Source organism: Nitrospira sp. (assembly GCA_029194665.1).
Classification (GTDB): domain Bacteria; phylum Nitrospirota; class Nitrospiria; order Nitrospirales; family Nitrospiraceae; genus Nitrospira_D.
In genome coordinates this window covers 50,380-64,473 of the sequence record JARFXO010000009.1, presented here as the reverse complement: position 1 = coordinate 64,473, position 14,094 = coordinate 50,380, and the positions used below count along the sequence as shown (strand labels likewise).

Annotated in this window: 10 protein-coding genes; 8 read left to right on the top strand and 2 right to left on the bottom strand. The window is 54.6% G+C overall.

Translation table 11 applies throughout. The features are described 5' to 3' along the window. Positions 1 to 881: 881 nt before the first annotated feature. Both P0119_22170 and P0119_22165 read right to left on the bottom strand, forming a co-directional pair. Complete coding sequence (locus P0119_22170) at positions 882 to 1,268, bottom strand: type II toxin-antitoxin system VapC family toxin (GenBank protein MDF0668767.1); 387 nt, start codon at positions 1,266 to 1,268, stop codon at positions 882 to 884. Positions 1,269 to 1,270: 2 nt separating this feature from the next. Further along, positions 1,271 to 1,519, bottom strand: coding sequence for a hypothetical protein (locus P0119_22165; protein ID MDF0668766.1), 249 nt, complete (start codon positions 1,517 to 1,519; stop codon positions 1,271 to 1,273). A gap of 672 nt (positions 1,520 to 2,191) precedes the next feature. Between P0119_22165 and P0119_22160 the strand changes: the two genes are divergently transcribed. The 8 genes from P0119_22160 (at position 2,192) to P0119_22125 (ending at position 14,083) form a co-directional block, all read left to right on the top strand. Further along, positions 2,192 to 2,488 carry a transposase gene (locus P0119_22160; protein ID MDF0668765.1) on the top strand — a complete coding sequence of 99 codons (297 nt, stop codon included), beginning with the start codon at positions 2,192 to 2,194 and terminating at the stop codon, positions 2,486 to 2,488. Continuing rightward, positions 2,485 to 3,219, top strand: a complete 735-nt coding sequence (locus tag P0119_22155; GenBank protein ID MDF0668764.1) for an IS3 family transposase — start codon at positions 2,485 to 2,487, stop codon at positions 3,217 to 3,219. Before P0119_22160 ends, P0119_22155 begins: the two co-directional genes overlap by 4 nt. 363 nt (positions 3,220 to 3,582) lie before the next feature. Continuing rightward, on the top strand, positions 3,583 to 4,077 hold the full coding sequence (locus P0119_22150; protein MDF0668763.1) for a GNAT family N-acetyltransferase: 495 nt from the start codon (positions 3,583 to 3,585) through the stop codon (positions 4,075 to 4,077). Between the two features lie 570 nt (positions 4,078 to 4,647). After that, positions 4,648 to 5,397, top strand: coding sequence for a hypothetical protein (locus P0119_22145; GenBank protein MDF0668762.1), 750 nt, complete (start codon positions 4,648 to 4,650; stop codon positions 5,395 to 5,397). Beyond that, positions 5,394 to 6,191: a hypothetical protein gene (locus P0119_22140; protein ID MDF0668761.1), complete on the top strand. Its 798-nt coding sequence runs from the start codon at positions 5,394 to 5,396 to the stop codon at positions 6,189 to 6,191. Before P0119_22145 ends, P0119_22140 begins: the two co-directional genes overlap by 4 nt. A gap of 608 nt (positions 6,192 to 6,799) precedes the next feature. Next, complete coding sequence (locus tag P0119_22135) at positions 6,800 to 9,772, top strand: filamentous hemagglutinin N-terminal domain-containing protein (protein ID MDF0668760.1); 2,973 nt, start codon at positions 6,800 to 6,802, stop codon at positions 9,770 to 9,772. A 118-nt stretch (positions 9,773 to 9,890) separates the two neighbouring features. Further along, positions 9,891 to 11,717 (top strand): ShlB/FhaC/HecB family hemolysin secretion/activation protein, encoded by a 1,827-nt coding sequence (locus P0119_22130; protein MDF0668759.1) that lies wholly within the window; start codon positions 9,891 to 9,893, stop codon positions 11,715 to 11,717. Between the two features lie 167 nt (positions 11,718 to 11,884). Next, on the top strand, positions 11,885 to 14,083 hold the full coding sequence (locus P0119_22125) for a CHAT domain-containing protein (GenBank protein ID MDF0668758.1): 2,199 nt from the start codon (positions 11,885 to 11,887) through the stop codon (positions 14,081 to 14,083). Positions 14,084 to 14,094: the final 11 nt, after the last annotated feature.

Genomic DNA, 14,094 nt, shown 5'->3' with positions numbered 1-14,094 from the left:
GCGGCGAAAGAGCGGGAAATAACACGGTGAAACGCATCTCTACTCCCGATCAGTTCTGCCCGCCCGATCCTCTCTGAAGAGCCGTCACGATCATGAACGGTCTCAGACACCAGACTCGCGTAGCCAACTCTTTTCAACACATTGTTGCGCCCCTCACCGACACCGGGGCGCAACTGAATCTCCCTGTTTGTAGCCACGCCCGGCTGCAGGCGTGACATCGTTCACGATGGCGCGGTTGCCACGGGCGTGCCACACCCCTCAATGGGCGATGGTGGTTCTCTTGGCACGGTTGAGTCGCGTCGCGCGACACGACGGTGCCGGACTCCGCCTGGCACGGCGTCTCCGGACGCGGTGCCTCAGAGGTCAGGCTGCCCCCAGCGAAGCCCGCGGTGCAACTCCTATGGTCAAGAATGCGGAGCTGAACTCTTCGCTGGACATCCGGAACTCGAAGAGGAAGGGGGTGGTGAGTGACTACCCATGTGGGCACAGGAACCGACCAGACAGGCGAAAGAGCAACCGGGGCAGAGAACGGTGAGCCGAGCGCGTCCCACGACGGGTCAAGGCGTGTCGTGCGTATCCGACATATCTAGAGAAAAACCCTACGTGTTACGGGCGTGTTAATAGAAGAGCAAAATTGACCCAAATTCCCCTCAAGTGAACTGAGTCAAACTGAACCCAAAAAACAACGAAACACCTTTACTGGAGCGGTTTTTCACAGATTGAACAAGGAGATAGAGGGAAGGCTTGGAACCGCTTAGAAGGCTGATGCTCTATCCGACTGAGCTACGGGCGCGCTCTTCAATGTGCTGAGTGCTGAGCTAGTTTGAAGCGCAAGTCCGCCAGCGTCAAGTACCGCTACCATGGATCACCGACACGCTCTCTCACACCACTTCGATAATAGCCCTATGTCCAGACGCCGCCGCTAATCTTCGATCGCGCGTAATCAGCGGAGCCGAAAGCGCCTCAGCCAGAGCCACATAAACGCCATCATAAGCCGTCAAATTTTGCCGGAGTTCCCAAACCCTGCGCACACAGACATCATGGGCATATCGAGTAATTGGAAGATCGAGATAGTCGGCCACAGCCTGTTCCGCCCGGTCTACGGTGATTTCACCAGTCGCGCAATATCGGCGTAACACTTGGAGGATTTCTAGGTCCAATAGGTGCGGGGCATGAAGAGTTTCTCCATTGACAGAGAGACGACCGTACACCGAAGGAGCAGCTGGTGTCGACAACAGCACTTCGAGAATCGCCGAAGCATCGAGCACGATCAATGTCGGTCTCGCTCAGCTCGAACAGCTTCCTCGGGAGAGGGTGTTGGAGTCGTTTTTGTCCGATGTTGCAAACGTTCGGCCATCTCCGTCAGAGTCGGTCGATCGGCGGCGCGACGGATTTCCGCAAGGAGGTAATCCGAGAGCGATTGCCCCTCGGTAGCAGCACGCGCTTTTAGCTTTCGATGGAGTTGATCCGGAACATTTCGAAGTTGAATCATCTTGGGCATGTCGTTCAGCTTACTCACATGTGCAACACATGTCAATGTCGGAAGGCACACACGTGGGCCACATCTCCTTTGCAATCGCTTCATAGACAGCGGCTTCATATTCGGCATCATGGGTCAAGGCATATAAACCCAACTCAGCCTGCTCGCAGTGAATCGAATCAGATTCAGAGTGAATCTCTTTGTGTTCACTGTCGATCTCCGCATCTCACCTCATCGATAGAAATCCTGTAGGGGGAAAAGACCTATCATCGCGACAATTCGACTGTTTTACGTATTCCTGTGGAGATGTGCGTTCGATATCACCCCAGTGGCTCGTCTTTTGCTGCTTTTCGAGCAGAGCATAGGGCCGATCAGTCCCCAGATCGTGATGATTGTCGGAAGGAAAGGCACTATGTGACTATTGGTCATCATTCTGCTGAACACTGTGCCCGGAATCAGCAGGATGACGCTGCTACAGACCTATCCCACATCCCAGGAGTGCCACAGTGAGCGAGCGCGTATCGCTGATGAAATGGCAAGAGCGTATCCAGATGACCATGACTTCGAGATTGCTTGCAGGTTCAATCCACGGCAGCAGTCCTAACTTGGAACAGATGCGAGGCCGTGATGGCTGAAATGCATCAGGTCTGACCTTCCCTCGATTTCACAGACACTTCCATAAGTGGGAGAACGAGGAAATGGGAGGACAGCATGAGCACGAAGACACGATGGTCGTATACGGCGGTATTCAAAGAAGAAACCGTGCGCTTCGTACGGAAGTCAGGGCATCCCGTGACCCAGGTGGCGCGGGATCTGGGGATTGCCGATCATCTCCTCTACCGGTGGCGAGCGGGGCAGCAGCAGGCAGAGGAGCGTGGACAGACCCGACAATCCCTACAGACTGAGCAGGCGGAACTGGTCCAGCTGCGGCGTGAAAATGCCGTATTGAAGCTGGAGCGGGATTTTTTAAAACGTGCGGCGGCGTTCTTCGCGAGGGAGTCCCAATGAGATACGGCGTGATCCTGGAGCACGACCGTCGCGATCCGATCCGCCTGATGTGCCGTGCGCTGGCGGGATCCTCCGCGGGGTATTATGCGTGGCGAGGACGTGCAGAAAGTCGGCGGGCGACCACCAATCGTACGCTGCTCGCCACCATCCGCGTGCTCCATCAGGACAGTCGCCAGACGTATGGCAGTCCGAGCATCTGGCGAGCGCTCCGCACCCAAGGCCACCGGGGTGGGGAGAATCGCGTGGCTCGACTGCTGCGCCACGATGGCCTCCGGGCCAAGACCGTGGAGAAATGGCGGGCCGCGACGCACTCGCCGCACCGCTGGCCCGTGGCGGCGAACACGCTTCAACGCCAGTTCACGGTGTCGCAGCCCAACCGGGTCCGGGCAGGCGATATCACCTACGTCTGGACCCTGGAGGGTTGGCTGTATCTGGCCGTGCTGCTGGATCTCTACTCGCGTGCAATCATTGGCTGGGCGATGGGCCCGCGCTTGACCGGGGATTTTACCGAACAGGCCCTCCGCATGGCGATCACCACTCGCCAGCCCCAAGCCGGACTGCTGCATCACTCCGATCTCGGGAGTCAGTATGCCGCAGGGAAGTCCCAGCAGCTGCTCACCACCGCTGGCATCACGGCCAGCATGAGCCGCAAAGGCAATTGCTGGGACAACGCCCGCGTTGAGAGCTTCTTCTGGACACTGAAGCGCGAGCTCGTGTCCCATCGGCACTAGGCCACACGAGCCGAAGCCACGCAGGACAGCTTCAAATACATCGAGGTGTTCTACAATTGGACGCGTCGGCACTCGACTATCGGCTATCGCTCCTCGGTCGAGTACGAATCGAGGATGGCCGTCGCGTAACCAGGTGTCCACGAAACTGGGGGAAGGTCAGAAGTGCATTTGTCCTTGAAAGCGCACTGGCTCGAGCAGACGAAGCCTTGGCCGATCGCCGAAGATTTCCTTTGAGCAAGTCCAATGGAGGGCGTTTTTGGCTGCACTGGATGCTCCCACACGCCCCCTCCCTCGGATGCAGCGCCTCATAACGGAACCAGACTTTTTTGACAGCGCGCCTCCCTCCGACTCTCGAAACAAACGTTGACGAGGCGTATTGAAACACTTCAACCGCATCATGCTGTCGAGGCATTCGACTGTGGACCGGAAGCCCTCAATCGTTTCCTTCAAGAACACGCCCTGCAGAATCAACGCGGCGGAGGATCGCAGACCTATGTGGGGCTGGTCAGCGAGACCGTGATCGGCTACCACGCTCTCGCAGTGGGTTCAGTAGAGCAAGAACACGTCCCGGAACGGGTCAAGAAAGAGCTGGCCGTGCACTCCATTCCGATTATGCTACTTGCCCGGCTGGCGGTCGATCTGAACTGGCAGAAACAAGGAGTCGGTCCGGCGTTATTAAAGAATGCGTCGCTGCGGACTCAACAGGCGGCCGACATTGCAGGAATTCGTACGTTGGTGGTCCATGCCAAAGCTGAGGCCGCGAGAAACTTTTATGATCGCTTTGATTTCCTCCCCTCTCCGACCGATCCACTCCATTGCTTCATGCTGCTCAAAGACCTTCGAGGGATGATGTGGTAGATCCCTTCGTCACCAGCTTTGGTGAATCAGTTTAGATACACTAGTGAATCTCTTTGGATTCACCGACAGCTTCTTCCCTTGAAACACGAAGACAGTCCGGTCGGGGATGAAGCGCTTCATCAGTGCGACAGTGAATCGTTTGCGCGAATTTTCGTGAAGGCTTCGTTCGCTGTTGCGTCAGTGGCGTGCACTTTGCTTCTGCGAGCTGAGCAAAACCAGTCGAAGGCAGTGAAGGAGCATGGATTCCCTACGAAAGGGTTATTGTGGAAAATACGCAACAGGACTACGTAGCCCGGGGGATGAAACTTGGAGGATTCTAGAAATCAGTAAAGAACCCCGCCCTTCCAGGCGGGGCTTTCTGAACCAGGAGGGGTTTTTTCTCCTCCGCTACGCTACGGGCTGCCATTCCTTCCCGCTCTTCCGAGCGGGGCATCCTGGCAGATCCGCGTGAAGGGGAATGGAATCACATTAAAGGATTATTGAGCAAAATATGGAACAGAAATACTAAGCGCACCAAAAAGAATAGGCCCCATTTATTGATGTAGAACGGATGATCAGGGAGAGAGTGCTATGCGACATTTTGTCTTGTCCTCTTTGGCGTTTTATGTGGCCTTGTCTTGTGTAGCCTGCACAAGAATTCACGTTCAAGTACATCAATTACCTGTATTTTCCGGAGTTGAAAGGCTCAAAGACGAAAACATTCCCGAAATCATAGAGAGACTTCCGACGAGACCCGTACGTTTAGAACAATCACAATCTCCCCGTTTCATAGCTCATACAACTGATCCCTCATGCCCAGGGACAAAAAGAAAAGGTGAAGTTAATTGGCAAGAAACGGATAGCTGGTGCTGGATCGCAAGCGCTCAGGTGGTTATGAAAGCCCATGATATGGGCCTCGAACAGTGCGAAATAGCCTCGACGGTTCCATCCGGAAACGATCCCAAGGATTGCTGCAGCGGGTCGGAGCGAGAGGAATACAAGTGCTCACGGAATGGAAGACCAGAAACGGTATTTTGGGCGTATGAGTTCCCATTCAAGGTGATTACACGACCTCTTGAGCCAGACGAAATTAGCTGGCAGCTCTGCAACAATGGGCCCTTCATCTTCCTGCTTCTTTTTGAAGGAGGCGGAGGACATTCATACGTAGTTAGCGATTACGACACGAATGGGTCAGGGATGTATCTCTGGATCATCGACCATCAATCACACAAGAAGAAGCGTTGGAGTTACGATCAATTCATGACCGGCGCGGTTGCGGCAGGAGTTAATCACGAACATGATTGGGATTACGTATGCCTAGGGGAAGATTGCCCGCTGTGAGAATTTTGAGTGTAAGAACTAGGAGACAGCTCAACGCCGCAGTGATAATCGCTGCATTATCAATCATTTTGATTGCCGGTGGGTCATCCGCAGAAAAACAGAGTGATATCATCCTGGACAACCTCACCGCTTCTGCCGAAGTAGAGTCGCTCATTGAAGACGCTTTCTCTCGGCTGTTTGATTTCAAAATATCAGGTTTAGATCCATCCACTGCAGAATCATACGCAACGGAGTTGGGGTTTGCTTCGGTTGAAGAGGCTCGTCGGGCAAGACCAAAAGTTCCATTCCCAATCTACCATGTTCGTTTAGATCAATTGCGAGCATACAGTGAACAGGACAATCCAAAAAGTGATACAGGAGAATTACTAAGAGAATTACTAATAAACACTCATAGTTGGATTTTCCCAATTTCCACAACGAAACATGAGCTACCGCAGGTTCGATCATCCGTTACCGTTGTGGCAATTGGAAAAGATCTCCGAATTTCGCAAATGGAATCACCTGAGCTCGTGCAACAGCTCACTACCGCACGGATGGAGGCAAAGTATAGACATCCAGATTTAGGATGCTCCTGCATTGCCATTGGGATTCCTGCTCTCTCGCGGACTTTCTTCGGAGACATGACCACCGACATCCCAATGATCAAGGTTCTGGAGGATGGCCCCGGCACACTAAAAAAGGGGGCCTTTCTCCAAGCAAAACAAGTTTTTCAGGAACTTTCGCGTGAAGCTCAAGACTCTCGCTATGATGCGCCACCGCGGTCACGATCAAAGAGACAATCCATCCACTACTGAGGGGGGGGGAAATGAAGAATATTGATGGGCTTAAGCGAGAGAGTGGCGCCTATGCAGGCCTAGGCCTAGCACTGGTACTGTTTGCGCTCCAGGGCTGTCAGACACCCTTCATCGACATAAAAGTCAATACATGTGGAGCGGGGTCGAGCGAGGAGACGACCAAACCAGATGGTGGTGTGGTGGGAGCCTGCAATAAAAAACCTCACGGCAATGCAAACGTTACAGGATTCTGGGATGATGCAACACAAAGGTGGATGTCCCAAACAAATAAGACCTGTAAGAGTGGCACCATATGCAAGTCAACTCCGGGAACTTGCACCGGCGGAATGCAGTCTTGCATTAATCACTATAATTCAAGCACGGAGGGTTGCAGTTGTGGCTGTCCTCCTACCTTGTGAGACAAAGAACACCGGGTCAGTGAAAGGATACTCCAATAGATAATCCTATAAGAACATTTCCGATATCGCGTTGTGGAAACCTCTTTCTCAGTTTTCTAAGACTTCTCAAGGACGGAAGGTATGCGAGTCTTATTCGGAGCTCAGCCAATCGTTGCCCGTAATCCCTCTTATCATATTGTTTGCGGCTTGGCTGCCACATCAATATTCATGATGTTCCTGGAGACTCAGGCTCAGGTAACCACCACTGTAGCCCCTACAACTGACGTAGGAACACTGGGAACTCATGTCTCTCATCCCACACACAACATCCATACCATCACGGGAGGAACTCTTGTGGGATCGAACCTCTTTCACAGCTTTGATCAGTTCAACGTTGGTTCAGGTGACATTGCCAATTTCCAAAATATGAGGGTGAACGGAGCTTTTCCATCAGTTGAGAACATCCTCAGTCGAGTAACTGGTGGTGAACCGTCGCAGATATACGGCACCTTACGAACGACGGATTTTGGCAATGCCAACCTCTTCTTGCTGAACCCTAATGGAATTCTCTTTGGACCGACCGCTTCTCTGGATATAGGAGCAGCCAGCCAGGGTCCAAGGGGATCCGGATCATTTTATGCGACAACGGCCGATTATCTTAAAATGGGTGACGGTGCGAGTGCCTCACGCTTTTACGCTGATGAAGCGCGGCCGAGTATCTTGACGAGTTATCCTATTGTTGCCTTTGGATTCCTGGGTCCAACTGGCGGCATTGTCGTTGAGGGGAGCCAGCTCTCAGTACCAGACGGACAAACCCTTGCACTCATTGCTGGAGAAATCCGAATCGCTGCAGCCGAAACTAATCAAGGGGTACGACATTCGGCAATGCTATCTGCGCCAAGTGGTCGATTTGACATAGCTAGTATTACCACTGGAGAGATTTCGGCTGCTATGTTTCAACCATCAATAAATGGACAATTAGGCCCTGTTTCTCTTGTAGATGGGTCCGTCATAAGCGTCTCCCATGATGCTGGCGCCGCCGGTACAGTTCGCATCCGTGCAGGACAACTTGTACTAGATAATGCCACCATTTCTGCGGACACAGGAATCAGACATGGTGCTCCTATTGCCGTCGATATTGTGGCAGCCGATGAATTCTCTATAACAGCTACCACCGGCTCAGCTATCACCGCAAGAAGCACTGGAGCAGGTGATGCGGGCACGGTGGAAATCGTGTCCGGAAAGCTGACCGTTTCCGCTACCAACCCAGAGCCGTTAAGGGTAATCGATACACATACGTTGGGGGCCGGAAAAGCTGGCAACGTAAATGTCATAGCAACTGAAGTTACTGCCACAGGAGATTCGGAAGGTACTACGTTCTTCATCGACAGCGGTACCACCGGAGATAAACCGGGTGGAAACGTTTCAATCACGGCGTCGAATGTCACGTTCGAGAGCGCATATATCAATACAGGAGATCCCAACTTGAGCAAAGCATCTGTCTTGGGATCTGCCGGGAACATTAGAATTATAGGGACGGATAGCATCAATCTAAATTTTTCCAATTTGACGTCGGATAGCGCATTGGGAAATGCCGGGGATATCCTATTGGCATCTCAAGGACAAATCGGTTTGGAGTTTTCCAGTGTTTCGGCGACCGGATTCGAACGTAGCGGGGCAATCGAGATTCGTGGAGACAAAGTATCCATGTTGGACTCTCACGTGGAAAGTTTCCTCCGCGGTTCTCCTGAAGTTGAGAGAGGAGGAGTGTTACTTACAGGTCGATTCATAGAACTTACTGAAGGGAGCACAATTACAACCACGACACTAGGGAACGGCAATGCCGGATCGATTCATGTCAGAGCTACGGAACAACTAAACCTTGTAGGAACGTCGACCGCGGGTACAACCGGCATTTTCAGTAATTCGGTTGGGTTGAACGGAAACCGTGGCAACGGAGGCAACGTCTTTATCGATACTTCCAGATTGGAGATCACAGGAGGCGCTCGCATAAATACCGCTACCAGAACGAGCGGGCAGGGAGGAAATGTAATTATCAATGCCAGCACCATTTCCATGGCCGGGCAATTAGTTGATCCTCCCTCCGAAGGCATTTTTGGGCTTGGTAATCAACTCGCCAGCGGAATTTTCACCTCGACTATCGGCACCTCACAGTCCTGCGCTGGAACGTGTGGAAGCGCCGGTGATGTTTCTACATCAACTAGAACTAGCTCTTTGTTTATGTCCCATGGGGCCCAGATTAACAGCGGTACCAGTAGTTCAGGCCATGGTGGCATCATCGACATACGATCAACCAACACCATTAACCTTTCCGGAACCTCGATCGACGGAACACCTTCCGGCATCTTCAGTCGCACGATTGGACAAGCGTCAAATTCAGGCGCTGGTGGCAATATCTTTCTCACAGCTGGCCAATCTGTCACGATCCAAGACGGCGCGACAGTCTCTGCCAGCAGCACTGGTCCAGGACATGCCGGCAAGATCGACATTGATGCCGGTCAGCAGCTCCTTGTGCAAAACAGCAAGATCACCACAGAAGCTCTTCAGGCAAAAAAGGGTGGCGACATCAAGCTCGTAGCCATCGATCGTATCCACCTGGCGAACGGCGAGATCAGCACATCGGTTCGCGGTGGCCACGGCAGCGGCGGCAATATCACGATCGATCCAAAGATTGTGGTCCTTCAGAACAGCCAAATCCTCGCACAGGCGGTACGCGGAAAAGGCGGGGATATCACGATTACGACACAGATGCTCATGCCCGATTCAGTCAGCCGCATTGATGCCTCTACGCCCTTCGGATTAGACGGCACCGTGAGGATTCAGGCTCCATATGCCCCAGCCGGCGGCAAGATCCAGCCCCTGGGCAACCGACCTCTGCAAGCCACATCCCTCCTCCATCAGCGCTGCGCAGCGGTGGTCGACGGTCAGTTCAGCAGTTTCACGGTGGCAGGGCGGAACAGTCTTTCAGCAGAACCGGGGGGATGGCTCTCCAGCCCATTAGCACTATCGATCTCTGCACCTCATGGTGCTACGCCCCCTGGTGATACGATGACTAGCAAGGGTCCACGGGCAAGTCATGAGCCGACGGAAGAGTTCCCCTCCTTATCTTTACGGCAGATTGCGCCTCCGAGGTTCTTGACCGAAACCTTTGCGATGAACAGGCTTGGAGGATGTCGATCATGACTGAGCGTATGCTCCGCCATCGCCACCTCGTGGCAATAGCTTCCGCTGTCGGTGTTACCGTTGAGCGCGTGGTGTTTCGCGGACTCATCATTTAAGTGATTTTCAATGCATGACCCACATGTCAAGAATCGTGACAGCAGGTACTCGCGGAGCGGCGCCTGTCAATTTTCTGTTCGCCCGTCAGACCTTTATCTCGTTGACCATGGGTCTCACCATGATGAGCACGTTGGTAGATACATCAGTCTTCGCTCAATCTACGATTGACCCGACAGCTACGATTGACCCGACAGGTCGATCCGGTCAGCCGCCTGGGCCGTTGAAAGAAGAGTTTCAACGCCCTCTACCACCCCCGCGTCAGGTTCTGCCGATCCTCCCGCCCGCTCCATCCGAAGAAGAAGTGCCTAAACAACCTGGAACAGTGAAGGTGTTTGTGCGCGATGTCCGCGTGACGGGCAACACCGTCTTCTCGGCAGCCGAGATTGCGGAAACGACGGCCCTGTTTAAGAACCGGATCTTGATGACTGAAGATCTCGAGCGGCTCAGGCTGGCGCTCACGCTGCTCTACGTCAATAAGGGCTACCTGACCTCTGGGGCGATCATTCCTGATCAGGATGTCGTCGATGGAGTCGTAGAGGTGCAAGTCATAGAAGGGAAACTGGCGCGCATCGATGTCGAAGGCAACCGTTGGTTCAGCTCATCGTACCTGCGCGATCGCCTGTCGCTCGGCAGCCGCACACCCCTGTTACTCGCCCCCTTTCAAGAACAGCTGCAACTCTTACAGCAGGATCGTCGGATCGAACGCATCAATGCGGAACTCCGGCCCGGAGATGAACGTGGCGAGAGTGTGCTGAATGTGCGAGTGGCGGACAGAAATCCGTTTCATGCATCGTTCGATGTGAACAACTACCAGACCCCTCTGGTCGGACCGGTCCGCGGAATCGGCACAGTCATCCATGACAACCTCACCGGTCGAGGAGATCCACTCAGCGTCAGTTACGGCGGTTCAGCCGGAGCCCATCCGATTATTGATGCTTCATATGCCCTCCCCTTCAACCGATACGGTACGAGCTTCATGCCGTACTATCGGCGCTACGACTTCAAGCTGATCGAAGAACCACTCGAGCCATTCAACCTCAATACCGACACCGAAATCATCGGCATAAGCCTCCGCCACCCGATCTATCGGACGGTGATGGACGAGGTGGCGCTCTCGATCATCGGCGAGCATCTCTTCACGCAAAGCTTCATCTTTGGAGACAAACCCATTGATTCTTTCCCCGGTTTCCAGAACGGGACAGCGACCGTCTCCGCGCTCCGGTTCGCCCAGGATTGGACCCATCGAACGCTCGACACTGTCCTAGCTGTGCGTTCGCGATTCAGTGTGGGCCTCAATGTCCTCGGTGCGACGATCAACAGTAATCCCGCCACGCCCGACGGACAGTTTTTTTCTTGGTTAGGACAGGTCCAGACCATTAAACAATACGGCGACCGGTTATTCGGCATGCAACTCCTGGGACACATGGATCTTCAACTCACGACTTCTCCTCTCTTTCCTCTCGAGCAGGTCGCGCTTGGCGGCCGTTATACCGTGCGCGGCTACCGTGAAGTGACGATCCTACGTGACAATGCGTTCATTGCATCCCTTGAATCGCGATTTCCGTTGATCCGCCGGCGGAGCGGCGAGCCGATAGTGCAACTGGCTCCATTCGTCGATGTGGCGCATGGATGGAGTCTCGGGGAGAACCGGCCCGCTCCCATCGCGCCGTTCACAGACTTTCCCAACACGCTCGCCAGCGTGGGAGTGGGACTCCGCTGGAATATCCTCGCGCAAGGGCGAGCCGTTTTTGAAGTCTATTGGGGTCAGAGACTCCGCCCCGTGCGGGACACTGGAACTACCCTGCAAGATCATGGCGTTCATCTTGGAATGGTCGTCAATCTTTTTTGATACGAGCGGTTACAGAGGACATGTCCACATTACACACCCTGTCGGCCTCCAATCGACCATTGGTTCGTTTCCTGCTCCGCGGAACTCTATTTTTATTCGTAACGCTTCTATGTTGTTTCGTCACGCGATCTGAATCGCATGAAACCTCATCCTCCACTGACGCGCTGATGCAACAAGGGGCGGGAGAGTTTGAACGGGGAGCCTTTGGCGAAGCCTTGGTCCATTGGAAACAAGCAGCCGATCGCTACAAGGCCGAGGGGAATACTTCTGCGCAGGTTGAGGCGCTCGTGCTCTCATCTCAAGCCTCATTGAGCTTAGGGCAATCGAAGCAAGCGCTCCAATCGCTGGAGCTGGCGCTTGCGCTCGCCGACAAGTACGGCGATCCGCTCGTGGAAGCTTCCGTACTCGGGCATCTAGGAAGGACTTACCTGACGCTCCGGCGATTCACCGAGGCATTGGAATATCTCGAGCGCGGGGCGGCATCAGCACGGGAGCAAGGCTCCTCGCAGCTCACGGCGACCATCCTGAATGACCTCGGAGTGGTGTTCGCCTTGAAGCAGCAAGACAAGGAGGCATTGGAAGCCTTTCAGGAAAGCGTCAGCCACGCTCAGAGGGCCAAGCTCCCGCTGCTTGCTGTGACAGCCCGCACCAATGCCGCGCGGACTCTGCTGCGCCTCGGGCAACCAACCAACAGCCGTATGGCTCTTGACGCGGCACTCCAGCAACTCAAGGATCTTCGGCCATCGCGCAACCAATCGCTAGGTATGATCGGCATCGCGCTGATGTACCAGCGGCTCATCCCTCAACTCCCACATGATCGTGACCCTCTCCTCTTGCGAGCCGCGGGCGTCCTTCACGAAGCAGGTACGGTCGCGGAGGGGCAGGGAGACAAGAGAACCCTGTCCTATGCTCTCGGCTATCTCGGGCATCTCTACGAGACGGAATTTCGCATGGACGAAGCGCTGCAACTCACCAGGAAGGCGTTGTTTGCGGCCCAATCGGTGGACGCATCCGAGTCGCTCTATCGCTGGCAATGGCAGCTGGGCCGACAGCTGGCTGCAATCGGGCAGTTGGACAACGCCATCTCCTCATACCGGCAAGCGGCATCGACGCTCCAACCGATCCGCGCCGAGGTGGAGCAAGCCTCGTCCGAGGACGCGAACACCGGTCATGAGTCCGTGAGGCCGTTGTTTTTTGAGCTGGCCGACCTGTTGCTGCAGCGTGCATCGCGTTCTGGCGACGGCAAGGCAGCCGAGGGCGATTTGTTCGGCGCTCGCGATGCGATTGAAGCCTACAAGACGGCTGAGCTACGGGACTATTTCAAGGACGATTGCGTCGATTCAGTCCGGTCGAGGCTGACCACGTTCGATCGCTTATCGCCGGACACCGCCGTCATCTATCCCATCATGTTCAGTTCCCGACTCGAACTGCTCGTGAGTCTGCCATCCGGCCTCAAGCGCACCTCCGTGCCCATGACGGCGGAGCGGCTGACTCAGGAAATTCGGACATTCCGTCGGTTGGTTGAAAAGCGCACGACCCGCGAATATCTGCCCCATGCCCAACGGTTATACGACTGGCTCCTTCGCCCGCTGGAAACGGACCTCTCGCAGCCGCAGATCACGACCTTGGTGTTTGTGCCGGACGGCGCCCTGCGGACGATTCCGCTGGCGGCGCTCCACGACGGCTCATCATTCTTGATCAACAAGTTCGCGCTCGCCATGACGCCCGGCTTGACCTTGACCGACCCTCGTCCACTCAACCGCGACAAGCTCCGATTCCTCACGGCCGGCCTCACCAAGTCCGTGCAAGGGTTTCCACCCCTTCCCTACGTAGCGGACGAGGTCGAATCCATTCAACGGCTCTATAAGGGCGATCAACTGATGAACAATGCCTTTCAATCATCCAGACTGGAACAGGAATTGCGTGATGGTGGATATGGAGGCCTGCATATCGCGACGCACGGCAAATTCTCGACCGACATAAACGACTCATTCCTCCTGACCTTCGATGGGAAAATGACGATGCAGGGTCTCGATCAATTGATCGGCCTCTTTCGGTTTCGGCAGGAGCCGCTTGAACTCTTGACCTTGAGTGCCTGCCAGACCGGCATCGGCGACGACCGCGCTGCCCTCGGCCTGGCCGGTGTCGCGCTGAAAGCCGGCGCCCGCAGCGCATTGGCCACTCTGTGGTTCATCAACGATGAAGCGTCGGCGACATTGATCTCTGAATTTTATCGCCAACTGCGCAATCCGGCTCTCTCGAAAGCCGTGGCGCTCCAGCGCGCGCAGTTGAAGCTGTTGAGCGACAGGATTTATGAACACCCGGCCTACTGGTCGCCCTTCCTGTTGCTCAATAATTGGCTCTAACAGGATGCTGA